Origin of the sequence: Actinocrispum wychmicini (assembly GCF_004345645.1) — a bacterium.
Lineage (GTDB): Bacteria > Actinomycetota > Actinomycetes > Mycobacteriales > Pseudonocardiaceae > Kibdelosporangium > Kibdelosporangium wychmicini.
In genome coordinates, this window is the sequence record NZ_SLWS01000001.1 from 930,253 (window position 1) to 956,578 (window position 26,326).

General features: G+C 68.8%; 28 protein-coding genes. 15 read left to right on the forward strand and 13 right to left on the reverse strand.

Annotated elements, in window-relative coordinates:
* The first annotated feature begins 16 nt into the window (after nucleotides 1-16).
* On the forward strand, nucleotides 17-1,198 hold the full coding sequence (locus EV192_RS04680; RefSeq protein ID WP_132111406.1) for a pyridoxal phosphate-dependent aminotransferase: 1,182 nt from the start codon (nucleotides 17-19) through the stop codon (nucleotides 1,196-1,198).
* On the opposite strand, the gene EV192_RS04685 is transcribed toward EV192_RS04680, so the two are convergent.
* The 4 genes from EV192_RS04685 to EV192_RS04695 are packed head-to-tail and all read right to left on the reverse strand — an operon-like array spanning nucleotide 1,176 to nucleotide 4,514.
* The gene (locus tag EV192_RS04685) at nucleotides 1,176-3,146 is read right to left on the reverse strand and encodes a CHAT domain-containing protein (RefSeq protein ID WP_165960208.1); all 1,971 of its coding nucleotides are present in this window, start codon (nucleotides 3,144-3,146) and stop codon (nucleotides 1,176-1,178) included. The genes EV192_RS04680 and EV192_RS04685 overlap by 23 nt on opposite strands.
* Nucleotides 3,143-3,484: a hypothetical protein gene (locus EV192_RS53630; protein ID WP_165960209.1), complete on the reverse strand. Its 342-nt coding sequence runs from the start codon at nucleotides 3,482-3,484 to the stop codon at nucleotides 3,143-3,145. Before EV192_RS53630 ends, EV192_RS04685 begins: the two co-directional genes overlap by 4 nt.
* Complete coding sequence (locus EV192_RS04690) at nucleotides 3,481-4,014, reverse strand: RNA polymerase sigma factor (RefSeq protein WP_132111410.1); 534 nt, start codon at nucleotides 4,012-4,014, stop codon at nucleotides 3,481-3,483. The genes EV192_RS53630 and EV192_RS04690 overlap by 4 nt, the downstream gene beginning before the upstream one ends.
* Before the next feature lie 56 nt (nucleotides 4,015-4,070).
* Complete coding sequence (locus EV192_RS04695) at nucleotides 4,071-4,514, reverse strand: MarR family winged helix-turn-helix transcriptional regulator (protein ID WP_243726630.1); 444 nt, start codon at nucleotides 4,512-4,514, stop codon at nucleotides 4,071-4,073.
* Between the two features lie 75 nt (nucleotides 4,515-4,589).
* On the opposite strand from EV192_RS04695, the gene EV192_RS04700 reads away from it, so the two are divergent.
* Nucleotides 4,590-5,129 carry a hypothetical protein gene (locus EV192_RS04700; protein ID WP_132111412.1) on the forward strand — a complete coding sequence of 180 codons (540 nt, stop codon included), beginning with the start codon at nucleotides 4,590-4,592 and terminating at the stop codon, nucleotides 5,127-5,129.
* Nucleotides 5,130-5,479: 350 nt separating this feature from the next.
* Here the strand turns inward: EV192_RS04700 and EV192_RS04705 are convergent, their stop codons facing one another.
* A complete protein-coding gene (locus tag EV192_RS04705; RefSeq protein ID WP_165960210.1) occupies nucleotides 5,480-6,184 on the reverse strand; it encodes a phytanoyl-CoA dioxygenase family protein in 705 nt (234 codons plus the stop codon).
* A 70-nt stretch (nucleotides 6,185-6,254) separates the two neighbouring features.
* Nucleotides 6,255-7,571, reverse strand: a complete 1,317-nt coding sequence (locus EV192_RS04710; protein ID WP_132111416.1) for an FAD-dependent oxidoreductase — start codon at nucleotides 7,569-7,571, stop codon at nucleotides 6,255-6,257.
* An 86-nt stretch (nucleotides 7,572-7,657) separates the two neighbouring features.
* On the opposite strand from EV192_RS04710, the gene EV192_RS04715 reads away from it, so the two are divergent.
* Entirely contained in the window at nucleotides 7,658-8,119 is a 462-nt protein-coding gene (locus tag EV192_RS04715) for a MarR family winged helix-turn-helix transcriptional regulator (protein WP_132111418.1), read from the forward strand.
* A 15-nt stretch (nucleotides 8,120-8,134) separates the two neighbouring features.
* Nucleotides 8,135-8,536, forward strand: coding sequence for a DUF3224 domain-containing protein (locus EV192_RS04720; protein ID WP_132111420.1), 402 nt, complete (start codon nucleotides 8,135-8,137; stop codon nucleotides 8,534-8,536).
* On the opposite strand, the gene EV192_RS04725 is transcribed toward EV192_RS04720, so the two are convergent.
* The 3 genes from EV192_RS04725 to EV192_RS04735 form a co-directional block, all read right to left on the reverse strand.
* A complete protein-coding gene (locus EV192_RS04725; RefSeq protein ID WP_132111422.1) occupies nucleotides 8,526-10,343 on the reverse strand; it encodes a helix-turn-helix domain-containing protein in 1,818 nt (605 codons plus the stop codon). The two genes, EV192_RS04720 and EV192_RS04725, sit on opposite strands and share 11 nt — an antisense overlap.
* 132 nt (nucleotides 10,344-10,475) lie before the next feature.
* Nucleotides 10,476-11,792, reverse strand: a complete 1,317-nt coding sequence (locus tag EV192_RS04730) for an MFS transporter (RefSeq protein ID WP_132111424.1) — start codon at nucleotides 11,790-11,792, stop codon at nucleotides 10,476-10,478.
* Between the two features lie 14 nt (nucleotides 11,793-11,806).
* Nucleotides 11,807-12,562, reverse strand: coding sequence for a 3-hydroxybutyrate dehydrogenase (locus EV192_RS04735; protein ID WP_132111426.1), 756 nt, complete (start codon nucleotides 12,560-12,562; stop codon nucleotides 11,807-11,809).
* Between the two features lie 125 nt (nucleotides 12,563-12,687).
* On the opposite strand from EV192_RS04735, the gene EV192_RS04740 reads away from it, so the two are divergent.
* Both EV192_RS04740 and EV192_RS04745 read left to right on the forward strand, forming a co-directional pair.
* The gene (locus tag EV192_RS04740; RefSeq protein ID WP_132111428.1) at nucleotides 12,688-13,029 is read left to right on the forward strand and encodes a TFIIB-type zinc ribbon-containing protein; all 342 of its coding nucleotides are present in this window, start codon (nucleotides 12,688-12,690) and stop codon (nucleotides 13,027-13,029) included.
* 48 nt (nucleotides 13,030-13,077) lie between these two features.
* The gene (locus EV192_RS04745; protein ID WP_132112997.1) at nucleotides 13,078-13,668 is read left to right on the forward strand and encodes a P-loop nucleotide/nucleoside kinase family protein; all 591 of its coding nucleotides are present in this window, start codon (nucleotides 13,078-13,080) and stop codon (nucleotides 13,666-13,668) included.
* A 41-nt stretch (nucleotides 13,669-13,709) separates the two neighbouring features.
* Here EV192_RS04745 and EV192_RS04750 read toward each other — a convergent pair whose 3' ends face one another.
* Nucleotides 13,710-14,354 (reverse strand): hypothetical protein, encoded by a 645-nt coding sequence (locus tag EV192_RS04750; RefSeq protein ID WP_132111430.1) that lies wholly within the window; start codon nucleotides 14,352-14,354, stop codon nucleotides 13,710-13,712.
* Between the two features lie 7 nt (nucleotides 14,355-14,361).
* Nucleotides 14,362-14,781 (reverse strand): helix-turn-helix domain-containing protein, encoded by a 420-nt coding sequence (locus EV192_RS04755; protein ID WP_132112999.1) that lies wholly within the window; start codon nucleotides 14,779-14,781, stop codon nucleotides 14,362-14,364.
* A gap of 135 nt (nucleotides 14,782-14,916) precedes the next feature.
* On the opposite strand from EV192_RS04755, the gene tgmC reads away from it, so the two are divergent.
* Genes tgmC through EV192_RS04775 form a run of 4 tightly spaced genes read left to right on the forward strand, consistent with a single transcriptional unit; the run spans nucleotide 14,917 to nucleotide 17,728 of the window.
* The gene (gene tgmC, locus EV192_RS04760; protein WP_132111432.1) at nucleotides 14,917-16,065 is read left to right on the forward strand and encodes an ATP-grasp peptide maturase system methyltransferase; all 1,149 of its coding nucleotides are present in this window, start codon (nucleotides 14,917-14,919) and stop codon (nucleotides 16,063-16,065) included.
* 49 nt (nucleotides 16,066-16,114) lie between these two features.
* On the forward strand, nucleotides 16,115-16,408 hold the full coding sequence (locus EV192_RS04765; RefSeq protein ID WP_132111434.1) for a DUF2516 family protein: 294 nt from the start codon (nucleotides 16,115-16,117) through the stop codon (nucleotides 16,406-16,408).
* The gene (locus EV192_RS04770) at nucleotides 16,405-17,130 is read left to right on the forward strand and encodes an alpha/beta fold hydrolase (RefSeq protein ID WP_132111436.1); all 726 of its coding nucleotides are present in this window, start codon (nucleotides 16,405-16,407) and stop codon (nucleotides 17,128-17,130) included. The genes EV192_RS04765 and EV192_RS04770 overlap by 4 nt, the downstream gene beginning before the upstream one ends.
* Before the next feature lie 49 nt (nucleotides 17,131-17,179).
* Complete coding sequence (locus EV192_RS04775; RefSeq protein WP_132111438.1) at nucleotides 17,180-17,728, forward strand: YbaK/EbsC family protein; 549 nt, start codon at nucleotides 17,180-17,182, stop codon at nucleotides 17,726-17,728.
* Here EV192_RS04775 and EV192_RS04780 read toward each other — a convergent pair.
* Nucleotides 17,725-19,437 (reverse strand): PIG-L family deacetylase, encoded by a 1,713-nt coding sequence (locus EV192_RS04780; protein WP_165960211.1) that lies wholly within the window; start codon nucleotides 19,435-19,437, stop codon nucleotides 17,725-17,727. The two genes, EV192_RS04775 and EV192_RS04780, sit on opposite strands and share 4 nt — an antisense overlap.
* Nucleotides 19,438-19,529: 92 nt before the next feature.
* On the opposite strand from EV192_RS04780, the gene EV192_RS04785 reads away from it, so the two are divergent.
* From EV192_RS04785 to EV192_RS04805, 5 genes are read left to right on the forward strand one after another with little or no spacing between them, the layout of a single operon-like run.
* Nucleotides 19,530-20,501, forward strand: a complete 972-nt coding sequence (locus EV192_RS04785) for a glycosyltransferase family 2 protein (protein ID WP_132111441.1) — start codon at nucleotides 19,530-19,532, stop codon at nucleotides 20,499-20,501.
* 4 nt (nucleotides 20,502-20,505) lie between these two features.
* Nucleotides 20,506-20,898 carry a GtrA family protein gene (locus EV192_RS04790; RefSeq protein WP_207925882.1) on the forward strand — a complete coding sequence of 131 codons (393 nt, stop codon included), beginning with the start codon at nucleotides 20,506-20,508 and terminating at the stop codon, nucleotides 20,896-20,898.
* A complete protein-coding gene (locus EV192_RS04795; RefSeq protein ID WP_132111443.1) occupies nucleotides 20,895-23,069 on the forward strand; it encodes a glycosyltransferase family protein in 2,175 nt (724 codons plus the stop codon). The genes EV192_RS04790 and EV192_RS04795 overlap by 4 nt, the downstream gene beginning before the upstream one ends.
* Nucleotides 22,969-23,853, forward strand: coding sequence for a fumarylacetoacetate hydrolase family protein (locus tag EV192_RS04800; RefSeq protein ID WP_132111445.1), 885 nt, complete (start codon nucleotides 22,969-22,971; stop codon nucleotides 23,851-23,853). The genes EV192_RS04795 and EV192_RS04800 overlap by 101 nt, the downstream gene beginning before the upstream one ends.
* Before the next feature lie 23 nt (nucleotides 23,854-23,876).
* Complete coding sequence (locus EV192_RS04805) at nucleotides 23,877-24,887, forward strand: NADP-dependent oxidoreductase (RefSeq protein ID WP_132111447.1); 1,011 nt, start codon at nucleotides 23,877-23,879, stop codon at nucleotides 24,885-24,887.
* On the opposite strand, the gene purU is transcribed toward EV192_RS04805, so the two are convergent.
* Nucleotides 24,884-25,741, reverse strand: coding sequence for a formyltetrahydrofolate deformylase (gene purU, locus EV192_RS04810; RefSeq protein ID WP_132111449.1), 858 nt, complete (start codon nucleotides 25,739-25,741; stop codon nucleotides 24,884-24,886). The two genes, EV192_RS04805 and purU, sit on opposite strands and share 4 nt — an antisense overlap.
* Nucleotides 25,742-26,326: the final 585 nt, after the last annotated feature.

Sequence of the window (26,326 nt, forward strand, 5' to 3'; positions counted from 1 at the left end):
GCGAGGATCAGGCATCGTGCGTCGCCCAGCTCTCACTCCCAGGCTCCAGCCGTTCACCTCGACGATCTTCGCGGAGATGACGGCGCTGGCCACCCGCGCCAAGGCGGTCAACCTCGGCCAGGGCTTCCCGGACACCGACGGACCGGCTTCGATGCTGGCCGCGGCCCAGGAGGCGATCGCGTCCGGCGTCAACCAGTACCCGCCCGGACCTGGCCGGCCGGAACTGCGCGCGGCGATCGCCGCGCACCGGACGCGTTACGGCACGTCGTTCGACCCGGACTCGGAGATCCTGGTCACGGTCGGCGCGACCGAGGCGATCGCGTCCGCGTTGCTGGGGCTGGTCGGCCCAGGCGACGAGGTCCTGCTGATGGAGCCGTACTACGACTCGTACGCGGCCTGTGTCGCTTTGTCGGGCGCGACCCGCCAGGTGGTGCCTCTAGTGGAGGACGCGTCCGGCCGGTTCGCGCCGGACATCGCGGGCCTGCGCGCCGCGATCGGCCCGAACACCCGGTTGTTGCTGTTGAACTCGCCGCACAACCCGACCGGGACGGTGTTCACCCGGGACGAACTGACCGCGATCGCCGAGCTGTGCGTGGAGCACGACCTGATCGCGGTGACCGACGAGGTCTACGAGGACCTGGTCTTCGACGGGCGGTCGCACATCCCGTTGGGGTCGTTGCCGGGGATGGCGGCACGGACACTGACGATCTCCAGCGCCGGCAAGATGTTCAACTGCACCGGCTGGAAGATCGGGTGGATCTGCGGCCCGGCCGAACTCGTCGCGGCCGCGCGGGCCGCCAAGCAGTTCCTGACGTTCGTCGGCGGAGCGCCGTTCCAGCCGGCTGTGGCGCACGCCCTGGAGCACGAAGCCGCCTGGGTGGTCGGCCTGCGGGACCAGTTGCAGGGCAAACGGGACCGCTTGGTGGCCGGGCTGACCGAGGCCGGCTTCGGGGTGCGGGCCAGCGAGGGCACCTACTTCGTCTGCGCGGACGTCCGCCCGCTCGGTTTCACCGACGGCCTGCAGTTCTGCCGTGAACTGCCGGACCGGATCGGGGTCGCGGCCGTTCCGGTGCAGGTCTTCACCGACCGGCCAGACGAGTGGCAGCACATCGTCCGGTTCGCCTTCTGCAAACGCGACGAGGTCCTCGACGAGGCCGTGGCCCGGCTGCACAAACTCACCCCGCGCCAAAACAGCTGAACCCCAGGTGACCGTGGGCACGTTGGGCCTCGGCGAGGGCGTGGGCCGGTGAATCGCCCAGCCGTAGCCGCCGGTGGAACGTGGTGACGAGGTCGACCGCCTGCTCGTCGGGAACGGGCAGTGTGCTGGCGATCAACGCCTGCGTGCCGCGTTCCAGCACGATCTTCGCGACGGCCTCGGCGCGGGCGACCTCACACGCCGACAACACCAGTATCCGAGGCGTCCGGGTCAGCTGCCGCAGGTCGTGCACGTACAGCTCCCCGTCGGCCAGCTGCAGCGACGAGAACAGCGGAGCGTCCAGACGGAACCGGCCATGCGCGGCGACATGGGCGACGTCAACTCCCTCCATCGCCGCCAACGCACTATCCACAGTGGACTCTTGGGTGTCGTGTCCGAGCATGGTGACCTCCCGCGAAGCGTGCACCAACTCGGGGCCAGTGACGGAAACCGTGCCCACACCAGGCCCGACCCGGCTCGCCGCGACCCAAGCCGCAGCGGACGGCACGACGGAGACGGGTCGCCCGGCGCACGTGGGCAACGCGGCCCACACCAAGCCCGACATCCCTTTCGCCGGCACGATCACCAACTCGCGGTCACCCAACTCCAGCGTCCCGAAGAGCCGCCGGTCCAAAGCCTCGCCATCGTGCCGGCCGGCCTTGAGCCGCAACCGGAAGGCGTTCACCTCGGCGGTCCCGTCCGGCCCCAGTCGATGCACCTGAATCCGTTGCCGCACAACGGAACACGCCAACAGTTCGCCGTCGTGAACAGCGAACCGGACGAACGCCCGTGCGCCAAAAGCAGCCAAATCGACACCCGGCTCAAGCCAACCCAGGATGTCCCGCGGCCGTCGCGCGGCGCGCAGGGCGGTCGCCACGAACTCGTCGGTGAACTCCGGGGAAGCTCGCATCCCGGCCCGGCAGGCCGCGAACAGCCGCCGGTTGTCGGTCGCCACCCGCGCCCGAGCCAACCATCGCAGAGCCCGCAACCGCGGTACGGGAGCACGGCGCTGCGCTGCCACGATCCGCAGGAACTCGGGATTCCCGCTGGCCACCAACAACTCGGCGGCTTCGACCAGCCGCCCCCACTTGAGGCACCGACGCCACACCCGGCGCACCGCGGCGAACAGCTCCACGCATTCCCGGCCCTGTCGTGCCGCCAGTTCGATCCGAAGGGCGAGCGCGTCCGCGACCGCCACCCACGCCGGCCTCCGCTGCCTCCGGAAGAGGTCCTGGGCGCGCTGTGCCTCCCTGGCCGCTGACCGGAGGTCACCCGCCCACAGCGCGCAGTACCCGGTGGCGACCGCGACCTCAGCCAATCGGCTCGCGCGCCCGACCAACAGGCGTTCCGCCTCGTCGAGCACGGCGGTGGCGTCCCGGATCATTCCCGCGGTCGCCAAGGCTGAGGCACGGTCCACCAGTGCCTCAGCCCGTCCTTTCCGCAGGCCATCGCTCGCTTTGTCGAACAGCGCCAACGCGAGCGGCACGTCTCCGCCCTGCAACGCGACGAATCCTCGGTTGTGCACGCACGTGGCTGCCCGTTCGTCCTCGCCGAGGCCGACCAGGATCTCTTGAGCGGCGGCGAAGCTCGCGTCCGCCTCGGCCAGCCGGAGCAGGTAACCGAGCGCGATTCCCTTACCCACCAAGGCGTTCGCCAGCCACCGAGGGTCACTACCGAGATCCTGCGCCGCCTGCGAGAGCGTCACGACAGCCAGTGGGTAAGACCCCGTCGCGCACAGCCGCAACCCGTGCAGACACCGCACCCGTGCCGCCGGCGCGCCCCTTTCGGCTGCCTTCGCCAATGCACGCGCGCAACCCCGGGTGTTTCCGCGTTCCAACGCGACCCAGGCGGCGGTCAGCCACGCGTCGCCCGAGTCGTTCGCGCGCAACACCTTGTGGGCGGACACGAAGTCGCCGCGTTCCACGTGTGCGAGCGCGGTGTGGTGGCTCACCGTACGAACCAGTCGGTCGCCGCGGTCCCGATCACCAGACGCACTGGTCCGCGGGGCACGTCGTCCACCTCGAAGAGTCCGTGGCCGTCCACCGGGGCCCACGTCATGCCGTCCGGCCATCGGACCTCGACCTCGTTGACCGCGGGCACCACGAGGCCGGTCAGCACAACGCCGATCTCCACGTGCACAACGAGATCCCCCAACTCGAACCGCAGACTGGCCCCTCGGACACCCGTGTCCGGCACCAGCGCGAGGCGGTCCCAGTTGACGAGAGTCGGTGCCGGCATCGGTGGCATGGGGTCGACGAGATCGAACAGGTGCCGCAGACGGTCCCTCACCGGACGTCCGCCAACCTGAGCCGCAGCAGCCGAAGACACCGCCCCTTGGCCTGGCCGACGCTCCCCATGCCGAGGTCCAACACGCCCGCCAACTCGGCGTACGTGTACTCGGGCAGGTACGCGAACAGCCGCAGCAGCTGCTGGCATCGCGCCGGCAGGCGTCGAATGGCCGTCCAGAGTTCCCGGTCCCGCGCGTCGGCGAGAACTGTGTGCTCAGGGACGGCGATGTCGTCGTCGGTGCCGCTCTCGGGGCGCCACTTCAAGGGCAGCGGGCGGCGCATCCTGATCACCCGCATGCATTCGTTCTTCGCGGTGGTGACGATCCAGGCCGCGACCCGCGCCGGCTCCTTCAGGTCACCGAGGTGCTCGGCGAGGTTGAGCATCGTGGTCTGGAAGACGTCGGCCGCGTCCTCGTCGTTGAGCCGGTGGGAACGGGTCACCGCCCAGATCCGTGGCCCGTGCTCGTCGACGATCCGCTGCCAGGCCTGTTCGTCCCACCGGGTGAGGCCGGGAACCAAGTCGCTGAACATGCAGCCTCAGACGCCGCACCAGCCCCGACAGCTCCCCAACGGACCCGATCGAGTGATCAACTCGACTCGAGCGACTCGGTGAAACGCAACAGCAGCCGGGCGAACTCAGCCCGGTCCTCGGCCGGCCACTCGGTCATCAGCTCGTCGTAGTGCCGCTGCCGGGTTCGGTGTGCCTCTTCGACCAGTTCGACACCGCTGTCGGTCAGCACGAGCCCGGTCCGCCGCCCGTCCGCCTGCGACGCGACCCGCCGCACCCAGCCGGCCTCGATGGCCGCCGAGGCCAGCCGGCTGCCCCGGGACGGGTCGATGCCCAGCCGGTCGGCCACCTCCCGGACCGACACCTCGTCCGCCCCGGCCACCGGCCCCTGGTCCACCGCGTCCACCACACCCAGCACGACCACGTCCACGTTCTGGATGCCGGCGCGTTTCGCCAGGGAATGGCGGGTTTGGCTGCGTCGGATCCGGTTCATCGCGAGCTCGATGGCTGCCAGTTCGTCCACCTCGCGAAGCCTACCTTGACCAAGGCATATTCATGCTAGTAGCATGGACATGTCGAAAGCATTCAAGGAGGAGTCATGCGAGTCATCTCGATCGGCAAGTCACCCCGGATCCTGGACGCCCTCACCAACGCCCTCGAAGAAGCCGGATACCAGGCGGTCAGCTCCACCCACTACGACCGGACCGACGACCCACTACTCAACGAGCGGTACGACTCCGTCGCGTTCGGCCGGGCTGTCACCCCTGAGATGCGGGAACGGTTCGAACGGATCCTGCGCGGGCACAACCCGGAAATCGCCTCGGTCGTGGGCATGTGTCCCGAAGTGGGCGTCCTGGTCGGGCAGGTCGACTACGCGTTGGCCCGCCTCCGGGAAGGCCCCGAGTTCACCGTCGAAGGCCAGGAAGTACGTGTGACGACAAGTGCCGAAGTGACGCTGTCGTGGCGGATTCGACGGGTGAACCTGCTGTTCCAGCCCAGCGTCAAGGTCTTCCACACGGCGACCTTAGAGCCGGGCACCCACACCGTCCGGATCAGCGAACGCGACAAACTCCGCCTCGGCAGTAACTTCCTTCAAGTGACGGCGGACGACAAGGTGGTGTTCACCACGCGGTGTTGAATTTGCCCTCGCAAGCTCGGGCGCCTCTAGTGTCCCGCGCCGGAAGTCCGACACCTTTCTCAACGGCCCAGCTTCCCGCTGGCCGCACGGCCGAAAGGCCCAAGTACAACCCGGTACGAGGACCTTCCGGCCGCACGCCCAGCGGAAACCTGGATCCGCCGAATACCCCCAACGAACCTCCGGTCGTAACCACTAGCCGATCTGTGTCCATTGCCGACCCCTGCGGGATCGCCCACCCCCACCGGTCCACCCCGCCCCACGCGACCGACATCTTCGCTCGGGGTCGGTTACGGCCGTGGCTGGGGCGATGTCGGGCGTGTTGCGTGGCGTAGATGACCGGCGCGACCAAGCTATAGCAGGAGGTAGGCCGCGTTTCCCAGGCGCAGCACGGTTTCGTGCGACGGCAGTGTCTCCCCGCCCAGCGTTGGGCCGCTGTGCCGGCGGTGGAACGCGGTCAGCACGGCGTGCCGGGGTTCGGTGGACTGGTTGAGCGTGCCCGAGTGCCACAGGTGGCTGTTGAACAGCCAGCATGTGCCGGCCGGGCCGGTCAGCAGGACTTCGTCCGGATGGGGCTTCGCGCCGGACGGCTTGAAGTCATGGTCCACGTGTGAACCGGGGACCACCCGGGTCGCGCCGTTGACCGGTGTGAAGTCGGTCAGGGCCACGATCGCGTTGCACACCTGCCAGCGGCCGGGGCCGGCGCGGTCGGTGGCGTCCATGTGCAGTGCCTGGCCGCCGTGGCCCGGAGTGCCGGCCCGGTAGTGCATCTCGCGGATCTGGAAGTCTGGGCCGAGCACGTGGGTGACGGCGGCGAGCAGGGGCGGGCGCAGCCAGAGCGAGTCGAAGAGGCTGCTCTGGTCGAGCAGGCCCTTGAGGTGGAGGGTGCCGCCCTGGCGGCTGCCCTCGATCTGCCGGGCGATCTCGGCCAGCATGGCCGCGACCGCGTCCTCGGCGACGAACCCGTCGAACCGGCAGAAGCCGAGTTCGTCGAGATCGGCCCGATGTCCAGGGACGAGCGCCTCGGGCACCCCCAACTCGTCCAGTACCTCCCGCATGGCTCCAGGCTGACTCTTGGGCCAGGGACACGCCAGTGGATTCACCTGATGAGGGGGGCGCGTATCCGGTTCAGTCCGCCTGGCGGGCATGGTCGCGGTTGCGCGCATCGGCTTTCAGAATCTTCCGTTTCAACGGCCGGAAATGGTTCGCGAACCGCATTCCGGTCCGCATTCCGGCCAGGCCGAGCCGGCCGATCACCGGTTTGTGGGCGATCGAGTTGCCGTCGAAGCGTTCCCGCGACTTGACGACGGCTTCCCATGCGTAGCCGTGCATCTGACGCTCGTAGTCGGCGATCCCGGCCAGGGCGGCCATCCGGACCAGGTTGTCCCCCAGGAGCTCGGCGTCCCGCAACGCCGTGTTCGCGCCGACCCCCAGGCCGGGGGTCATGGTGTGGATCGCGTCGCCGATCAGCGTGATGTTCGTGCTTGGCCACGGGTCGACCGGCTCCGAGGTGCGGATGTTCAACGGGAAGCAGGACGTGGCGTCGGCCAGCAGGAACAGCCGGCGCAGGACCGGTGCCCACGTCCGGGTGCGGTCGAGCACCAGCCGGTGCAGTTCGGGACCGGACATGTCCATGAAGTTCGGCGGCAGCAGCCGCCGGTGCGAGCCGAAGCCCCACATCACGTAGTCCCTGGTGTTGTCGAACGTCAGGCCGGGCCACGCCCGCACCAGCTCCGGGTCGGTCTCGCCGCGCTGCCACTCGAACTCCATCACGTGGAAGATCGTGCTGATCCCCTTGGGCGCGAACGCCATCGTCACGCCGCGCAGCATCTTCGGCGGCAGGAGCGCGCGCACCTCGTCGGTCAGCGGCAGCTTGCCCGTGACACCGAACAGGTCCGTCTCCACGAGCTTGGCGTGCGGCAGGAACTGCTTGCGGACACGGGAACCCGTGCCGTCCGCGCCGACCAGGACGTCGCCGGTAGCCGACGACCCGTCGGCGAAGTACGCGGTCACGGTTCCGTCCGGGTTCTGGGTGTACCGCTCGAACTTCTTGTCGAACCGGACGACGTCCTCCAGTCCGGTCAGCAGGATCTGCCGCAGCGTCATCCGGCTCACCGACCGCTCGGTGAACTCCGGGTCGACCGGGCCGAGGATGTCGGCGTCCTCCGGTCCGCCCGCGACGAACAGCTCGCCCATCTTCTCGGTGATGAAGTTCGTGTACCGCGGCGAGATCGCGGCGGTCCGCTTGAACGTCTCGAACAGCGGTGGCGGCAGGCAGCTGTGCAACGCCCTGCTGCCGTCCGGCGAGATGCCGACGCGGTAGCCGAACAGGCCGTCGGTCCTGGTCAGGTCGCGTTCGAACACGGACACCTCGATGCCCGCCGCGGTCAGCCGCTGGGCCAGGGCCAGTCCGCCGGTGCCGGCGCCGATGATCATCACATGCATGGATCTCATCCTCCGAGTGCTCTATGATAGAGAAGCTTAGTGAGTAAATCTCTCTATGACCGAGAGATTAGGCCGAGGGAGAGATCATGTCAACGGACAACCGGGCCGGGCTGCTGGCGGCCATCCAGGAGGCGTCCCGGATCTCGGTGAGCCGCACGGTCTCCTTCCAGCAGGCCGTGGCCGCCCGCCTCGGGATCGGCTCGTCCGACCTCAACTGTCTGAACCTGCTGCAGCTGGCCGGCCCGATGACCGCGGGCAAACTCGCCGAGGAAATCGGCCTGACCAAGGGCGGCGCCATCACCGCGGCCCTCGACCGGCTGGAACGAGCCGGCATGATCGAGCGGGAACGTGACCCGGCCGACCGCAGGCGCATCATCATCCGGCCCACCCAGCGCGTGATCGACCTGGTCGGGCCCCTGATGCCCGCCGACGTGTGGGAGAACCTGTACGACCGCTACACCGACGACGAGTTGCGCGTCGTCCTGGACTTCACTGAGCGCTCAAGCGCGACCGTCCAAACCCTGATCGACCGGGTTTCCAGTACCTGACACAACCTGTCAGGTATGGCGGACATGCTGGTCACCATGACCAACAAGTTCGAAGCAGCCAACTGGGACGAGCACAACTACGTCGAGACCGAGGACGGCGGGAAGCTCGCGCTCGTCAAGGTCAACTACAAGTACGGCGGGCAGATCGAGGGCGAGACCGAGTCACGCAGCCTGCTCACCTACCTGGCGGACGGCAGTGGCACGTTCGTCGGCACCGAACTGTTCACCGGCACGATCGAGGGCAAGAAGGGCACAGTCGTCTTCCAACACGCCGGCACGTTCGACGCCGAGCACATCGTGGACAACTGGACCCTCGCCCCTGGCACGGGCACTGGCGAACTCGAAGGCGCGACCGGCACCGGCTCGTTCGACATGAAGATGGGCACGCCGTCCGTGGAATACACCTTCACGACCTGACCGCCAGGACCCGCAGGGCGAGATGGATCTCCAGCGCGCGGTCCGGCGACTGCCAGTCCTCGCCCAGCAGGGACGCGATCCGGTCGAGCCGCTGCACCACGGTGTTCACGTGCACGTGCAGGACGTCCTTGGCGCGCGTGAGGCTCCCGCCGCAGTCGAAATAGCTCCGCAGGGTCCGGACCAGCTCGGTGCCGCGCCGACGGTCGTAGTCGAGCACCGGCCCGAGGGTCGCGCGCAGGAACCCGTCGACGTCCGCGCGGTCGCCGAGCAGCACGCCGACGAAGCCCAACCCGGCCAGCGAAGCGCCTTTGCCGGTCTGCCCGAGCGCACGCAGCGCGTTCAGGCACCGGCCGGCTTCGGCGTGCGCCGCGGCCAGTTCGGCCGGTCCCGTCGCCGGTCCGGCGGCCCCGACGGTCACCGGACACCCGACCGCGCCGGCCAAAGTCCGGGCGAGCTTGTCCGGGTCGCTGTCTGTGTCATTTTCCGTGTCATTGCCTGGGGCGAGCAGCACAACCTGTTCGGCATACACGCCGACCAAAGCGGCGTTTCCGGCCGCCGCGGCCGCGAGCCGACCACGCGACACCCCGTCGGCGTGCGCGATGAACACCGTGTACGGGACAGTCAGGTCAACACCCAGGCGGCGGCCGCGGGCGACCAGGGTGCTGGGACTGCGGCCGGTCAACAGATCCGTCAGCAGTTCACCGCGCACCTGCTCCTCGGCGTGCGCCACGGACCGTCGCAACAGCAACAACAGCGCGGTCACCAGGCCGGCACGTTCGAACAACAACCGGTCCGCGTCCGGCAACGTGACCCGACCGGTCAACACCAGGCTGCCCAACAACTCCGGACCAGCGAGCGCGGCACACACCCAAACGTCCCCATTGGACACAGCGCGTCCCGACGACTGTGCCCGGACGACCATTTCGGACGGCGGCTCGGCGGACGCCCCGACCGAAGCCAACAACACCCCGGCCGCGTCGAACAACGCGATCCCGCCGGACAGGACCTGCGCCACGGCCGACACGACGTCAAGGACATCGGCGCCGCGCAACACCAGGGCGGTCAACCTGTCGTGCACCTCTGACGCGCGACGGATGTCCGAGTTGACGCGGCGCGTCTCCGCGAGCAGTTCGGCGTTGTCGATCGCGACTGCCGCGTGGTCTGCCAGCGACGACAGCAAGGCCACCTCCGCACGCGAGAACGTCCGTGGCGCCCGGTCGGCGGCGTAGAGCACGCCGATCACCCGGCTGCCCAACGTCAACGGCACCCCGATGATCGACACCAGTCCTTCCTCATGGACGGCCGTGTCGATGGAGTGCGTGTGCTTGAACCGGGTGTCGGCGAAGTAGTCGGGTGTGGCGTACGGCCGGGCGGTCTGCGCGACCAGACCGCCGAGCCCTTCGGCGAAGCCGAGCGAAAGCTCCTGGAACAACGCGGAAACCGAGCCCTCGGTGACCCGCATGTACGTCTGGCCACCGCTGTCGTCGTTCAGGCTCAGGTACGACACGTCCACGCCGAGCAGGATCCGGGCGCGGTGCACGATCGACCGCAGCACCGCGTCCGGGTCGCGCAGCCTGGCCAGGTCGGAGGCCGTGTCCACCAGGGCGGACAGTTCGGCCTCCCGACGTTGGTGCTCGACCAAGGTGTGTCGGACGGCCAGGGCGGCCTCGGTCGCCGCCGCCCACTCCGCCGCCTCCGCCGGTGCCATGCCAGGGGCGCGGGCGGCGGCCAGCCGGGTCAGCTGTTCGCCGTCCGCGTCCGCGGCGAGCAGGTCAAGCAGCTCCCGAAACGCGTTCACGCGGGCCATCTTGGCCTAGTGTCGAGTGACCCTGCTCCCATGGCCTTGCTGGGGCTCAAATCGTCCCTGGCGGCGGCGCCGGAAAGCACTGGTACAACCCGGTACAAGCCCTTCCCGGCGCCACCACCAGGAACAATTTGATCACCCAGCAAGCCGCATGGGAGCAGGGTCACTCGACACCAGTGACACCCCACGCGTCTCGCGGGCGAGCGCCACGGCCACGACCGTGACCAGGCACATCCCGGCTACGTAGAGCGAGATCGGCCAGGCCGAGCCGGTGCCCTTCAGCAGCGCGGTCGCGATCAGCGGGGCTACCGCGCCGGCCGCGACCGACGCCAGCTGGTACCCGATGGACGCGCCGGAATACCGGACGCGGGTGCCGAACAGCTCCGCGAAGAACGCCGCCTGCGGGGCGTACATCGCGCCGTGCAGCAGCAGGCCCAGCGTCACGCCGAGGGCGATCATCCCGAACGACCTGGTGTCCAGCATGCCGAAGAACAGAAACCCCCACACGCCGATCCCGATCGCGCCGAACAGGTACAGCGGCCGCCGCCCGATCCGGTCGGACAGCGCGCCCCACAACGGGATCGTCACCAGGTGCACGGCCGAGCCGATGAGCACCGCGTTCAACCCGACCGACCGCGGCACTTTCACCGCCTCGGTCAGGTACACCAGCACGAACCCGGTGATCACGTAGTACGAGGCGTTCTCGGCGAGCCGCGCGCCCAACGCGACGAGCACCTCGCGCCAGTGTTCCCGGATCACCCGGACGATCGGCGCCCGCTCCGCGGTACCTTCCGATTTCCGTTGTGCCTCAAGGAAAACCGGCGACTCCGAGATGGACAGCCGGATCCACAGGCCGACCAGCACCAGGACCGCGGACAGCAGGAACGCGATCCGCCACCCCCACGCCACGAACGCCGCGTCGCTCTGCACAGCGGCGAGGATCGCGAGCACCCCCGTGGCCAACAGGTTCCCGGCCGGCACACCCGCCTGCGGCCACGAAGACCAGAAACCGCGCCGTTCCGCCGAACCGTGTTCGGACACGATCAGCACGGCACCGCCCCACTCGCCGCCGATCGCGAAGCCCTGGACCAGTCGCAGCACGGTCAACAGGATCGGCGCGGCCACGCCGATGGTCGCGTACCCGGGCAGCAGGCCGATCAGGAACGTCGAAGCGCCCATCATCAGCAGGCTCACCACCAGCAGCCGCTTGCGGCCCAACCGGTCGCCGAAGTGGCCGAACACCAGCCCGCCAAGCGGCCGGGCGACAAAGCCCAGCGCGTACGTGGTCAGCGCCAGCAGGGTGCCGTTGAGCGGGTCGGACGTGGGGAAGAAGACCTTGTTGAAGACCAGGGTGGACGCCGACGTGTACAGGAAGAAGTCATACCACTCGACCGTGGTGCCGATCATGCTGGCGCCGATGATCCGGCGTAAGGAGCCCTGCGTCGCTGCCATGGGCTGTGCCTCCACTAACTGGCGGTCCATCCGCCGTCGACGGGAATCGAGATGCCGGTGACGTGGGTGGCGTGCGGGCCGCACAGCCAGAGCACGACATCGGCGACGTCCTCGGGTTCGATCAGGCGTTTCACCGCGGACCGGTCGAGCAGGATCCGCTCGACCACGTCATCGGCACTGATGCCGTGCGCCTCGGCCTGTGCCGCGATCTGGTCGGTCACCAGTCGTGTCCGCACGTAGCCCGGGTTGACGCAGTTGCTGGTCACGCCGTGGGCGGCGCCTTCGAGCGCGGCGACCTTGCTCAGGCCTTCCAGCGCGTGCTTCGCGGTGACGTACCCGGCCTTGAACGCGCTGGCGCGTAGGCCGTGTGCGCTGGAGATGTTCACGATCCGGCCCCAGCCGCGGGCGTACATGTGCGGCAGGCAGCGACGGATCAGCAGGAACGGCGCGGTGACCATGACCTGCTGCAGCGTCGCGAACTTCGCCGGCGGGAACTCGTGGATGGGCGCGAGGTGCTGGAGTCCGGCGTTGTTGACGAGGATGTCGACCGCTTCGGGCAGACGGTCGATGGTCGCCGGGTCGCTGAGGTCGCCCTGGTGCGCCACGCCGCCGATCTCCCGGGCGGCGTCGTCCGCGGCGGCGCCGGCCAGATCGACGATGTGCACTTCCACGCCGGCTCCGGCGAGTGCCCGCGCGCACGCGAGGCCGATGCCGTTGGCCCCGCCGGTCACGAGCGCGACCCGTCCGCTGTGAGTTGCGCCACTGTCCATGAGCAACGACGCTAGGGGGAGACGTTCCGCTTGGCGATGTGGGCCTGGCCCACACATGCTGAGAAAGTCATGTGGAAGTTCGCCATGGCAAGCAGATGTCCACGACGATAAGTAGTCTGATCTGTATGATTTGCCCGAAGTGTCAGAATGTGATGCAGACCGTCAACCGCAACGGCGTCCACATCGAGCAGTGTCAGGGCTGCCGTGGGATCTTCCTTGACCGAGGCGAACTCGAGCAGATTGCGGGCGCTGAGCAGCGCTACAACGAGCCACCGGCGTACCGCGGCGACTCAGCGCCCCCGTATCGCGGCGGCCACAAAGACTCCGCGCCCCCGTATCGGGGCGGCCACAAGGACTCCGCGCCGCCGTACGGCTACGGTCGGGGTCATGGCGACTCCCCACCCCCGTACGGCCAAGGCGGTCAGCGGCGCAAGCGCCGCAGCTTCCTGGAAAACCTGTTCGACTGAGTGAAAGCGCCGGTGGACCTGAAGATCTGCGCGGGCTGCGGGCAGCGGATGGACGTGCCCGTCGTCCCGCCGGACGAGCCTGTGGTCGTCTGCCCCGACTGTGGCCATCGGCAGCCCTTCCTGCGGCTGCCGATGTTCGCGTTGACCGGCCCGAGCGGAACCGGCAAGTCGACCGTGGGCCGCCTGCTCATCCGTGAGCTGGCCGACCGGGTCGTGGTGCTGGAGCAGGACGTGCTGTGGACAGCCGGCCTGCGTGACCCGCACAACGACTTCCAGCTGTTCCGCGCGACCTGGCTGCGGATGGTCGGCATGATCCACCAGAGCGGCCGCCCGGTGGTGCTCTGCGGAACCGTGGTGCCGGTGCAGTTCGAGGAATGCCCGGAGCGGGCGTTGATCGGCGAGATCCACTACCTGGCGCTGACGTGCGCGCGGGACGTGATGCGCGACCGGCTGCGCGCCCGCCCGGCCTGGCGCGAATGGGACGAACCCAGGATCAACGAGATGCTCGAGTTCAACGACTGGGTCCAACGCGAGGCGCCCACGATGACTCCCCCGATGCGCCTCCTGGACACCACGAACCGTCAGGTCGAGGACACCGCGAAGGAAGTGGCCGCCTGGGTCAGCGCAGGCCTCGGATAAGGCAGTGGGCCCCGGCGGTGCCGGGGCCCACTGCTTGGTGCTTACTTCTCGGTTGTCTTCGTGGTGCTGGTCTTCGGGGTCGTCGTCCGCGGGGCCGGCTTGCGGGCCGGGGCCGTGCGGTTGGCGACCTTCCGGCTGGTGCTGCGGACTTCGTGGGCCACGTCGGCACCCAGGTCCTCGACGGCTTCGGCGGTCTCGGCCGCGAGCTTCTCGGCGGCGCGGGCGGTCTTCTCGCCCACCGAACGGGTGCGGCGGGTCACCTTGGACAGCACTTCCTCGGCCAGCTCACGGGCGTCAGTCACCGCGCCACCGGCCCGGTCCTGCGCCGAGGAGATGGCTTCCTCAAGCTGGTCCACGATCTTCTTGACCTGCGGCTGGGCGCGGAACTTGTCCAGCGCCTCCTCGCCCTGCTCGGCGAGCTTGCGGTAGAGCTTCAGCGCCGCGTCGGTGTACTCGTCGACGAGCTTGCGCAGCTCGGCCGGGTCCAGCTTGCCGCGCAGCGAGGTCACGTCGGTCGGGATCTCCTTGCGGGCGGCCTCGGCGCGCTCGGTCACGTTGTCCTTGGCCTTGGTCACCGCGTCCAGGACCGCCTTGGCGGCCAGGTCGCCCGCGCCGAGGGCGGCGAGCAGCGGGGTGCGGACCTGTTCGACGGCCTTGCGGACGTCTTCGGTGTTCGGGCGGGTCATTTCTCAGTCACTCCTCAGCGGTCGTCTTGCTGTCCACATCGGACTTTTCCACTGTGGACTTCAGAGTCGGGTCGGACGATCGGGCGGCGTTCTCCTTGCGGAACGACTCGTACACGTCCAGCAGCACCTGCTTCTGGCGTTCGCTCAGCTCAGCGTCGGCGCGGATCGCGTCGGCCACCGGGCCACCCGTGGGCAGATCCAGGATCCCGGCCTGCACGTACAGCGCCTCCGCGGAGATGCGCAGGCCCTTGGCGATCTGCTGCAGGATCTCCGCGCTCGGCTTGCGCAGGCCCCGCTCGATCTGGCTCAGGTACGGGTTGGAGACCCCGGCGAGCTTCGACAGCTGGCGCAGCGAGATCTTCGCCGTGTTGCGCTGCTGGCGGATGTAGTCCCCGATGTCCCTGCCGAGACCGGCGACCTTGTCCATCGGCGACTGTGTGTCCTCGGCCACCTGGTCACCTCCTCTCGACACGTTCCACGGTAGGTCCGGCTGCTAGCAATTGCAAGCACTCAGTACGCACGGTGGCGGTGGGTTCGGTCACAGCGGTTTAGGCTGTACGCGATGAGCGTTCGTGCTGACATCGACGACACCGCGGCACGCCTGCGGAGCCGGCTCGTCCGCGCACTCGTCCGAGGTGGAACGCTCGCCGACCCACGATGGCGCGACGCGTTCCTCACGGTGCCGAGGCACGCGTTCCTGCCGCGCTACTTCCTGCAACGCGCCGGCCGGTGGGCCGCGGTCGAGCGGGGCGACCCGGACTGGCTGAACCCGATCTACGCCGACCGTGTCCTGGTGACCCAGCTCGACGGCGATGGCACGCACTGGGAGCGGGCGCGCGCGGGCGGGCCGGTGCCCGGGGCGCCCACGTGCTCGTCCAGCATGCCCACGATCATGGCCGTGATGCTGGAGGCCCTCCAGGTCGGCGACGACGACCGGGTGCTGGAGATCGGCACGGGTACCGGCTACAACGCGGCCCTGCTGTGCGTCCGCCTCGGCGACCGTCGAATATCCACAGTGGACGTCGACAGGACGTTGGCCGAGCCGGCCCGGCGACGCCTCAACGAAGCCGGCTACCACCCGACATGCGTGATCATGGACGGCGCCAACGGATATCCCGACGGCGCCCCGTACGACCGCGTGCTGTGCACCTGCGCCGTGCCCACGATCCCGTTGCCGTGGCTGGAACAGACCAAGCCGGGCGGGATCGTCGTCACCACGCTGAGCCGGCCGATCGGCGCCGGCCTGGTCCGGATCACCGCGGGCGACGGCCCGAACGGGCAGGGGCAGGTGCTTGCCGACGATGGCCGGTTCATGCCGCTGCGCGCGCCCGACACACAGACCGTAGCGTGGCCGGCCGCGGACGCGGTGGGCAGCACAAGGAGTGCGCGACTGTCCGCGGGTGTGATCAGCCCGACCAGTCCGTTCGAGTTCTTCGCCGGTCTGGGCGCGCCCGGCGTGCACGCGGTCGGCGCCGCGCACAACGCGGTCCTGATGGCACATCCGGACGGTTCGTGGGCGCGGCACGAGTCGGCGACCGTGACCCAGGGCGGACCACGCCGGTTGTGGGACGAGGTCGAAGCCGCCTACCAGCAGTGGGTCGCGCTCGGCGAGCCACGGCGGGCGCGGTTCGGGATCACCGTCACACCGGACGTTCAGGAACTGTGGCTGGACCGGCCGGACAGCCCGAACCGCTGGCCGCTGGCCGGATGACCGATGACCATGTGGTCGTACGAGCCGGGCGCAACGTACGCTGGATGACGTGCCGACGGTTGCCGGATGGATAGTTTGGGGCATTGACTGGGCGCCCGTCCCGGTCGGTGTCTTCGCGTTCGTGCACGTCCTGTTGCAGCGCGCGGACGCCTTCACCGCGATCGACCGGATGACCAAACCCGCGTGGCTGGGTATCACGGCTGGTGGGACCGCAGCGGTCGCGTTGTTCTCGCTCGCCACGTTCTCGGCGTTGTTCTGGATCGCCGGTCTGGTCGCCGTGCTGGTCTACCTCGTGGACGTGCGCCCGAGGCTGATCGAGGTGCAGCGCGGGAACCGGTGGTGAGCTGGCACGCGTACGGCTCGGGCGACCCGGTCGTCCTTGTCGTGCCGGGTTTGGCGGCCACTCCGGGCGAAGCCCGCATCCCCGCCTCGGGTCTGGCGGGTACCAGGGTCGTGATGACGCTGCCCGGACACGGTGACGAACCCGACGCGCCTCCCGGCTACTGGGACTACGGCACCATCGCGCGGGACGTCCTGCGCGCCGCGGACGAGGTGCGGGCCACCTGCGCGATCGGTGTGTCGCTGGGTGCGGGCGCGTTGACCAGAGTCGTCGCCGAGAGCCCTGACAGGTTCGAGCGTCTCGCCCTGCTGTTGCCCGCGGCGCTCGACGAGCCGCGGCCCACCGACGTCCAGGACGAGCTGCGCAAGCTCACCACCAAGGACGTCGACAGGCTGCGCGAATACGTGGCCGCGCCACTACCCACCGGATACGCCCTCGGCGACTACGTCGAAGCCCGCGCGAAAGCCCTGACCCGATTGACGGCCGCGATCGAGTTGCTGGCCGGCACGTTTCCCGTCGAAGACCGGCGGGTGCTCGCTGATGTCGACGTCCCAGTGCTGGTGATCGGCGCGGTCGGCGACACGTTGCACCCGGCCGACGTCGCTCGCGCGACGGCGAAGGCGTTTCCGCATGGCGTGCTTGAACTGTTCGACTCACCAGCCCCGCTGATCACACATCGCGCGCAGGTGCGGTCACTTCTGCAGGGCTTCTTCCGCAGGGACTGAGCAGGCTGCCTGTGTCAGTGGTCAACGGCTGGGCGGATAGCCTGACCTCGTGACATGGACCATCAACGGCTCTCTTGACGTCGTTTCGGCCACGGACCGCCCTGACCTGCTGGCCGACCCGGTCGTGACCGCGCTGGAGGCGCTCGACCCGGCCGACGCGGCGAGGATCGGCGTCGCCGCCATCGATCCCACCCTCGCCGACACCGCCGAGTTCTGCGCCGCCTACGGATCCCCACTCGAAGCGTCCGCGAACTGCGTGGTCGTCTCCGGCAAACGCGCGGGTGAGGAACGGTTCGCTGCCTGTCTCATCCTCGCCACCACGCGAGCCGACGTGAACGGCGCCGCGCGGCGCCGGCTGGACGTCCGCAAGGCCTCGTTCGCTCCCATGGACATCGCCGTCGAACTGACCGGGATGGAGTACGGCGGCATCACGCCGGTCGGCCTGCCCGACGGGTGGCCGCTGCTGATCGACCAGGTCGTCGCCACCGCGCCGGAACTCGTGATCGGCAGCGGCATCCGCGGCAGCAAGATCCTCATCCCCGGCGACATCCTGGTGAAGCTCGCCGGCGCCGAGGTCATCGAGGGCTTGGGCCGTTAGGGCGTGAAGCGGTGTACCCGACCGTCCGGCCCCAGCGCGACCGCGTCCGATCCGAACGGCGCCGGGCTGTCGAGCACCTGGCCGCCCAGGTCGCGCCAACCGCTGCCGGAGTTGGCCGCGAGCCCGCCCGCCGACGTCCGCGCCACCACGAACACGCGCGGGCCGGACACCACCAGGGCCGGGTTCCCGGAGCCGGCGAGGCCGGGCAGGACCTGCAGGCCGGCAGCGATGTCGCCGGCCGCGGTCCGGTAGGCGACCAGCGGTCCGCCCGGAGTCATGGCCGCCGCCGGCGGGCCGCCCGGCGGCAGCGACCTGAAGCCGGTGTCCAGCCGGTCGCCGTGCCAGCGCAGCACTTTGTCCCTTGTGGACCCGTACACGTCGTCCCCGGCGACCGCCAGACCGTCCTGCAGGTCCGTGCCGCCGATGTCCGTCCACCCGCGACCCGGCCGCCACACGCTCAGCCCGCCAAGGCCGTTCTTGACGTACACCGCCTTGCCGTTGGTGACCGGCGAGCCGACCTGACCGGGGACGCCCGCGGTGTACTGGCCGGGATTGCCGAGGTTCTGCCACTTGCCGTCGACGAGCGCGACGATCGCGTTGTCCGTGGTGCGTTTGGCCACCACCCAGCCGCCCGCGACGGACACGGCCTGAGTGACCGGTCCGTCCGCCCAGGGCAAGGCCACCCAGTCGGATCCCGGCACGCATCGGTACAGCCGCCCGTCGAACACGACGTAGGCCTGCCCGTCACCGGCCCATGTGGACCCGAGCGGGAACCGCTGGTACATCCGCGCGAGCCAAGGCGCGTAAGGGTTTCCGAGGGACGAGTCGGAGTCGTGCGGCACGTACGCGCCGAAGATCCCGATCTTGTCCTGCCGGTCCGCGGCGCTGAGGTTCGGCGGCACGTCCGTCACGCCGTAGTCGCGGTAGTTCACCGAGACGAACTGCGGCCCGCGGTACAGCCGCGTCGCCTCCTCGGTGAACCGAGCGGCCATCACGTGGTCCGGGTGGTCGTGGAACCTCGGGACGTCGAGCAGCAACCTCGTGTCCGGGTTGGGGTCCTGGGTGCGGACCACGGTCGGCCGCAGCCGGGTGAACAGCTCGACCAGCAGCCGCACCAGATCGTCGTGGGTGTAGAAGTACTGCTGGTGCACGACCCCGCCGTCCGGGATGAGCGTGCCGACGCGCAGCTCGTCGCGGGTGTCGTTCCAGAGCCGGACGAGCGCCTCCTTGCCGCCCGTCGCGCGCGGGTCGTTGTTCTCCGGCAGGTTCACGAAAATGACCTGAAGGTATGGCTTCGATCGCAGAACGTAGTGCTCGACCGAATGTTTCGGGTCGATGTCCAGCCGTTGCGAGATCCATTCGTCCGGGACACCGGCCATGCGGGCGTACGCCGCCCGCGTTCCGGCCTGACGACGCGCCGTATACGCTTGTGGGTCGGGCTTGTCGGTCTCGCCGCCGGTCAGATAGATCCCAGTAGTCGGAGTACCCGCCCGGATGCCCGCCGCCAGGTCCGGGTTCATGAAGATCAAGTCGTCGTCCGCGTGGGCGATGACCTGCACGTACTGCACGTCCTTGGCGATGGTGAGCGGCCGGGCCACCGGGCTCGACGAGCACAGCAGCAGGACCACTGCCATTGTGGCGGTGATCACCAGTACCAGCCAGTGGCGAACCTTTCGGCCGCGCGGGGACGACAACGGACGGAGCGGCATGAAGAAGACCGTAGCTGGGCAAAACATGTCAGCAACGTTCTACCCGCGCGAGGCGTCTAGTGGGTGAGGGCGAGATCAGAGAGAGGGAACACGTGCGGCTTTCCGTTGTGGTGCCCTGCTTCAACGAGGAGCACGGCCTCGCACACCTGCATGAGGAGCTGTCCGCGGTTCTGTCCGAGGTGACCACGGACTTCGAGGTCGTGCTGGTCGACGACGGCAGTACGGACCAGACGCTGTCGCGGATGCGCGAGCTCGCGGCGGCGGATCCGCATGTGCGCTATGTCGCGCTGAGCCGGAACTTCGGCAAGGAGTCGGCGATGCTCGCCGGGCTGAGTGAGGCCAAGGGCGACGTCATCGCGATCATGGACGCCGACCTGCAGCACCCGCCTGAGCTGCTGGGCCAGATGGTCGAGCTGCTCGGCAAGGGCTTCGACCAGGTGGTCGCCCGGCGGGACCGCAAAGGCGAGGGCAAGGTCCGCAAGCTGTCGTCCAAGGCGTACTACAAGATGATGAACCGCCTGGTCGACGTGCGGTTGCGGGACGGCGAGGGCGACTTCCGGGTGATGAGCCGCCGCGCGGTCGACGCGCTGCTGTCGCTCGGCGAGTACAACCGGTTCTCCAAAGGACTGTTCGCCTGGATCGGTTTCGACACCGCCGTCATCGACTACGAGAACCGGGAACGCCGGACCGGCAGTTCCAAGTGGACCTTCGGCAAGCTGCTGAACTACGGCATCGACGGCGTGGTCTCGTTCAACAACCGGCCGCTGCGGCTGGCCGTGTGGATCGGGCTGATCGTCACGCTGCTGGCGTTCGCCTACGCCGGCTACGTCATCATCGACACGATGATCAGCGGGATCGACGCCCCCGGCTACGCCACGCTGATGGTCGGCATCGCCGGTATCGGCGGCCTGCAGCTGCTGTTCCTCGGCATCGTCGGCGAGTACGTCGGCCGGATCTACTACGAGTCCAAACGCCGCCCGCACTTCCTGGTGAAGGAGACCAGCGACCCGACACCGGGACCGGTGTCGGCGACCATCGGCCGCGACCGCGAGGCCGGCCGGTGAACCAGTGAAAAGAATCATCCGCTTCGGCGCGGTCGGCGTGGTGAACACCGGCGTCTACTGGGGACTGTATCTGCTGCTGAAGCTCGCGCTGCCGTACCTGGTGGCGCACGTGATCGCGTTCGCGCTGGCCACGGTCGGTTCGTACTTCCTGAACTGCTGGTTCACCTTCCGCACCCGGCCGAGCTGGCGGACTTTCCTGCTCTTCCCGCTGTCCACCGCGTCCAACTTCGTGATCACGTCACTGGGGCTGTACCTGCTGGTGGACGTCGGGCATTTCAACGACAAGGTCTCGCCCCTGGTCGCGGCGGCGTTCGCGATCCCGATCACGTACGTGGTGGCCAAGTACGTGCTCGTCGGGGCCGAGAAGGACAAATCGGCGGAACAGGTGACTTCTTGACATCGTTGACCCGGCGGAACTGGGTGCCGCCGTTGGCCGTTTGCGTGCTCGTGGGGCTGCTGGCCCAGATTCCAGCCCTGCGCCAGGGCTTGTTCTACATGGTCGACGACAGTGCGGCCCAGTTCCTGCCGATGTGGCGGCGGATCGGCGAGCAGCTGCTGAACGGCACCCTGCCGTTGCTGGACGTCGATTCGTGGGCCGGCGGCAACCTCGCCGGCGAGGCCCTGTTCGGCCTGTGGAACCCGGTCAACCTGTTCGACTACGTCCTGGTCACCCGGTTCGACGACCTGGCGACCGCGGCGACCGTGGTGAAGACCCAGTTCCTGGTGATCGCGGCACTGGGCGTGTACCTGCTGATCAGGGAGTACGGCGGCGCCAAGTGGGCGGCGTTCTCGCTGGCCGTGGCGTTGCCGTTCAGCGGCTTCATCCTGTACTTCCAGGCCGGCACGTGGGCCGGCGGTCTGATGACGTTCGCCTGGGTGCCCTTCATGTGGTGGTCGGCGCGCCGCGCGGCCCGCCGGGCCGGCCACCCGATCTGGGCGTTCGTGTTCGGCGGGCTCTGTGTGACCGCCGGCAACCCGTACGGCGTGCTGGTGATCCTGGTCGTCTACATCGGCCTGTACGTGGAGTTCCGGCAGTGGCGGGTGGTGCTGATCGGCCTGTCCGTGGCCGCGATCGCGCCGCTGGTGTTCCTGCCGCTGGTCGGGGCCGCGTCCGTGGGCGGGCGCAACGGCATGCAGTTCTTCAACAACGGCGAGCTGGCGCCCGGGGTCACCGACCTGCTGACGTTGAGCGTGCCCAGCCAGCTGCCGTCGATCAAGGGGTTCGACCCAGGGTCCATCCGGCTGCGGGTCCCGGCCACGTATTTCGCGTGGTTCGCCGTGCCGGTGCTCGCGTGGCTCGACTGGGGCGTGTTGCGTCGGCGTCGGCGCGAGCTGACCGCGGTGTTCGTGGTGACCGGCACGTACCTGGTGTTCTGCCTGGCGCCGTCGCACCTCTGGATGTTCCGCTGGCCGCTGCGCAACATCGAGAACCTGTACCTGGGCCTGGCGGTGTTGCTCGGTGTTCTGATGACCGCCGGCCTGCGCACGGACCATTTCCGGCGCCGTGTGCTGATCACAGCCGGTGCGCTGCTGGGCGGCACGTACCTGGCCGTCGCGTCCTGGCCGAAGATCTCCGCACGGCATCTGCTCGCGCTGGCGTTGGTGGCCCTGCTGACAACGTTGCTGATCATGGCTGTGCGGCGCGGCAACTCGCGCTGGCAGGCGCTGGTGCTGACCGTCGGCACCGCTGTCGTGCTCGTACTGCAGACCACGTGGGCGCCGTTGAACACGTCGGTGACCACGGCCTATCCGACACCCCCTGTCCACCGGTCCTCGTATATGGGCACGGTCGCGCAGGTCGCGGTCGTGGGTGACGCGACCGGGCCACCAGCTCGCGGTGTGCTGTTCGGCAACGGGTACGCGGCGGCCGGTGTGCCGAGCCTGATGGCGTACACCGGCATCGACTACAGCAAGTTCACCAAGGCGCTGTGCCAGGACCACCGGGGAACGTGCCACGAGGGCTACGACAAGCTGTTCGCACCTGTCCAGGACAACCTGTCGATAGCGGACCTCGCGCGGGTGCAGACCGTCGTGGTGGAACGCAGGCTGGTGGACGACCCCAAGCCGCGGCCTGGCTGGCGGGTGCTGTCCCGGGACAACGATGTGACCGTGTTGCGGAGGGAAGGCCCGATCGAGTTCCCGTTCGGCCGGATCAGCGCGCTGACCGCCGGGGTGACCGTGGACAAGGACACAATGGATGGCGCGCGGTCCGAACAGGTCCGGTTCCGCCGCGGCCAGGGGCCGGCGCAGGTGACGTTCGCCCGGCTCGCCTGGCCGGGCTACCGCGCCGAGGTGAACGGCCGGAAGGTGCCCGTCCGCGAGGACCAGGCCGGCTTTCTCGTGGTGGACCTGCCCGAAGGGGTGGACTCCGGTGAGCTGAAACTGGGCTGGACACCCCCGGGATTCGTGGCCGGAATTGTGTGCGCTCTGCTCGGCTTGGCGCTTGCTGTCGCGCTAGGGTGGCCTCGTGCGAAACGTCCGCGCTCACCTGGTGCGCTTCTCCGACGCCGACGGGAAAGTCCACACCGGACTGAACCAGGGCGAGACCATCAGGTTGTTGCCGGCTAACACCCGGATCGCGGACCTGCTGACCGTGCCGCTCAACCAGGCGCGGCTGGTGGTCCAGCTGGCCGAGACCGAGGTGCCCGCGCAGGACGTGCAGCTGCTGTCCCCGCTCGACGGCGCGATGGAGGTCTGGGCGGCGGGCGTCACATACTCGCGCTCGCGGGACGCGCGCGTGGAGGAAAGCAGCGAGCGCTCGATCTACGACCGGGTGTACGACGCCGAACGGCCGGAGCTGTTCTTCAAGGCCCCGGCCTGGCGGGTGGTGACCGACGGCGAGCCGATCGCGGTCCGGGACGACTCGGCGGTGAACGTGCCCGAGCCCGAGTTGGGCCTGGTGGTGAACGCGTTCGGCGAGATCGCCGGCTACCTGGTGGTCAACGACGTCAGCTCCCGGTCGATCGAGGGCGAGAACCCGCTGTACCTGCCGCAGGCCAAGGTCTACGCGGGCAGCTGCGCGGTGTCCGCCGGGATCGTCCCGTCCTGGCTGGTCGAAGCCGACGACCTGACGATCGAGATGGTGGTCCGGCGGGGCGCCGAGGTCGTGTTCACAGGCAGCACGTCGACCCGGGAGTTCCACCGGTCGCCGGCCGCGCTCGTGCCGTACCTGCTGGACTGGCTGGAGTTCCCCGAAGGTGTCGTGCTGTCCACCGGCACCGGGATCGTGCCGGACCTGGACTTCGACCTGGCCCCCGGCGATGTGGTGGAGATCACCATCGAGTCGATCGGCCGGCTGGTCAACCCGGTGGTCGGGGTCAAGGAATGGATCAGCCGCCGGGAAGAAAAGTAGACACCGGCGAAGTTGTGCCAGGCATGAGCATTCCTGAGAACGCGCGGGAGTTCCGCCTGGCCGCCCGGCCGGAGGGCACGCCGCGGCCGGACAACTTCGAGCTGGCGACCGTGCCGGTGCCCACTCCGGGCGACGGTCAGGTGCTGGTTCGCAACCTGTACCTGAGCGTGGACCCGTACATGCGGGGACGGATGCGGGACGTCAAGTCCTACGCGCCGCCGTACGAGGTCGGCAAGGTGATGCAGGGCGGGGCCGTCGGCGAGGTGGTCGCGTCCACAGTGGATTCCGTGCGGGTCGGTGACACTGTTCTGCACAACCTGGGGTGGCGGGAGTACGCGCTGCTCGGGGCGGGCGACGTCGAGCGGATCGACCCGGATGCCGCGCCGCTCGGTGCGTACCTGGGAGTGTTCGGTATGCCGGGGCTCACCGCGTACACCGGCTTGGTCCGGACGGCCGCCGTGCGGGAAGGCGACGTGGTGTTCGTGTCGGGCGCCGCCGGCGCGGTCGGGTCGGTCGCCGGCCAGATCGCCCGGCTCCGGGGCGCGTCACGGGTCGTCGGCAGCGCCGGTTCGGCCGAGAAAGTCCGTTACCTGAAGGAAGAACTCGGCTTCGACGAGGCGTTCAACTACCGCGACGGCGACGTGCGGGATCTGCTCGCCCAGGCCGCGCCGGACGGCATCGACGTGTTCTTCGACAACGTCGGCGGCGACCACCTGGAAGCCGCGATCGACAACTTCAAGGTGAACGGCCGGGCCGCGTTGTGCGGCTCGATCTCCGGGTACAACAACGAGAACCCCGCACCCGGTCCGCGCAACCTCGGCAAGCTCGTCGGCTGGCGGCTGCGCGTCGAAGGCTTCCTGGTCCTCGACCACTACGACCTGCTGGCGGAATTCCGCGCCGAAGTCGGGCCGTGGATCTCCGACGGCAGGCTGAAGTACCAGGAGACCGTTGTGGACGGTTTCGAGAACACCGCACAGGCCTTCATGGACATGCTCGCCGGCGCGAACACCGGCAAGATGCTGGTGCGTCTCTAGAACACAACAGTCTTGTTGCCGTGCACGAGAACGCGGCTCTCCAGGTGCCACCGCAGACCCCGAGCGAGCACGACCTTCTCGATGTCACGGCCCTTGCGGACCATGTCCCGCACGCTGTCGCCGTGGCCGACGCGGATCACGTCCTGTTCCACGATCGGCCCGGCGTCCAGCTCGGCGGTGACATAGTGACAAGTCGCCCCGATCAGCTTCACACCCCGTTGGTACGCCTGGTGGTACGGCTTGGCCCCGACGAACGACGGCAGGAAGCTGTGGTGGATGTTCAACGCCCGCCCGGCCCACGCCTCACACAGCTGTCTGGGCAGGATCTGCATGAACCGCGCGAGCACGATCGCGTCCGGCTCCGCCGCGTCCACCACTGAGCGGACCTCGGCGAACGCGGCGACCTTGTCCTCGCGGAACGAGATGTGGTGGAACGGAATCCCGTGCGCCCGCGTGATGCTCGCGAGATCCTCGTGGTTGCCGATCACCGCGGCCACATCGACGTCCAGCTCACCGGAAGCGACCCGGCCAAGCAGGTCGTAAAGGCAATGCCCTTCCTTGGACACCAACAACACGACCCGCTGCCGCCGCCCGGTGTCCGCGACCTTGCCCTCCCCGCCCAACTCGGCCACCACCCCAGCGAACCGCGCCCGCAACTCGGCGACGTCAAACGGCAACGACTCGGCCAGCACCTCCTGCCGCGTGAAAAACCACCCGGTCTCGGGATCGGTGTGGTACGCCGCCTCCACGATCCACCCACCGGCGTCGGCGAGGAACTGGGAGATCCGGGCGACGATCCCGGTCCGGTCCGGACAGCCGAATGTGATCACGTACCGGCGCTGGGGCTGGGTCATGCGGGCAGACTAGCCCGGGGGCACACTCCCGGCCTAGGCTGGTTCGGCTGGCCCACTACTGATTCGGGGTGACCGGCCCACCGCCGGTTCGGTTGGGCCACCATCGGTTCGGCAGCCCACCACCGGTTCGGTTTGACATGGGGACCCCCGCGGCGGTTGCAAGCCGACTACGCCGGCAGGCCAAGGGTTCTCTGGTTCATTCCCCCAGGTTCTTCGCTGGGGCGTCTTTTGGGCCTGCCGCCGCAGCCAGCTTAAAACCACCACGCCCCATGTAAAACCGAACCTCCGCTCGGCGTACTCTCACTCCGCTTCCTGTCTTTGGCTGCTGTGTGGCCGGCTTTTGGCGCTGCGCTCGGTGACCGAGCCTCTGCTCGGCATACTTCTCTTGCTCCGATTCTCGTCTTTGGCTGCCGCGTGGCTGGCTTTTGGCTCTGTGTCCGGTGACCGAGCCTCTGCTCGGCTACCTCTCTTACTTCGCTTCTCATCTTGGGCTGCCGCGTAGCCGGCTTTTGGCCCTGTGTCCGGTAACCAAGCCTCCGCTCGGCTACCTCTCCCACTCCGCTTCTCGTCTTTGGCCGCCGGGTA

What these genes read in the sequence shown, in the direction of transcription:
- EV192_RS04750 (WP_132111430.1), bottom strand. Translation starts at nt 14,354, where the DNA reads ATGACCCGCCCGAACACCGAAGACGTCCGCAAGGCCGTCGAACAGGTC.
- EV192_RS04705 (WP_165960210.1), bottom strand. Translation starts at nt 6,184, where the DNA reads ATGCGGGAGGTACTGGACGAGTTGGGGGTGCCCGAGGCGCTCGTCCCT.
- EV192_RS04745 (WP_132112997.1), top strand. Translation starts at nt 13,078, where the DNA reads ATGGACGTGCCCGTCGTCCCGCCGGACGAGCCTGTGGTCGTCTGCCCC.
- EV192_RS04805 (WP_132111447.1), top strand. Translation starts at nt 23,877, where the DNA reads ATGAGCATTCCTGAGAACGCGCGGGAGTTCCGCCTGGCCGCCCGGCCG.
- EV192_RS04710 (WP_132111416.1), bottom strand. Translation starts at nt 7,571, where the DNA reads ATGCATGTGATGATCATCGGCGCCGGCACCGGCGGACTGGCCCTGGCC.
- EV192_RS04725 (WP_132111422.1), bottom strand. Translation starts at nt 10,343, where the DNA reads ATGGCCCGCGTGAACGCGTTTCGGGAGCTGCTTGACCTGCTCGCCGCG.
- tgmC (WP_132111432.1), top strand. Translation starts at nt 14,917, where the DNA reads ATGAGCGTTCGTGCTGACATCGACGACACCGCGGCACGCCTGCGGAGC.
- EV192_RS04715 (WP_132111418.1), top strand. Translation starts at nt 7,658, where the DNA reads ATGTCAACGGACAACCGGGCCGGGCTGCTGGCGGCCATCCAGGAGGCG.
- EV192_RS04755 (WP_132112999.1), bottom strand. Translation starts at nt 14,781, where the DNA reads ATGGACAAGGTCGCCGGTCTCGGCAGGGACATCGGGGACTACATCCGC.
- EV192_RS04720 (WP_132111420.1), top strand. Translation starts at nt 8,135, where the DNA reads ATGGCGGACATGCTGGTCACCATGACCAACAAGTTCGAAGCAGCCAAC.
- EV192_RS04700 (WP_132111412.1), top strand. Translation starts at nt 4,590, where the DNA reads ATGCGAGTCATCTCGATCGGCAAGTCACCCCGGATCCTGGACGCCCTC.
- EV192_RS04690 (WP_132111410.1), bottom strand. Translation starts at nt 4,014, where the DNA reads ATGTTCAGCGACTTGGTTCCCGGCCTCACCCGGTGGGACGAACAGGCC.
- EV192_RS04740 (WP_132111428.1), top strand. Translation starts at nt 12,688, where the DNA reads ATGATTTGCCCGAAGTGTCAGAATGTGATGCAGACCGTCAACCGCAAC.
- EV192_RS04780 (WP_165960211.1), bottom strand. Translation starts at nt 19,437, where the DNA reads ATGCCGCTCCGTCCGTTGTCGTCCCCGCGCGGCCGAAAGGTTCGCCAC.
- purU (WP_132111449.1), bottom strand. Translation starts at nt 25,741, where the DNA reads ATGACCCAGCCCCAGCGCCGGTACGTGATCACATTCGGCTGTCCGGAC.
- EV192_RS04730 (WP_132111424.1), bottom strand. Translation starts at nt 11,792, where the DNA reads ATGGCAGCGACGCAGGGCTCCTTACGCCGGATCATCGGCGCCAGCATG.
- EV192_RS04735 (WP_132111426.1), bottom strand. Translation starts at nt 12,562, where the DNA reads ATGGACAGTGGCGCAACTCACAGCGGACGGGTCGCGCTCGTGACCGGC.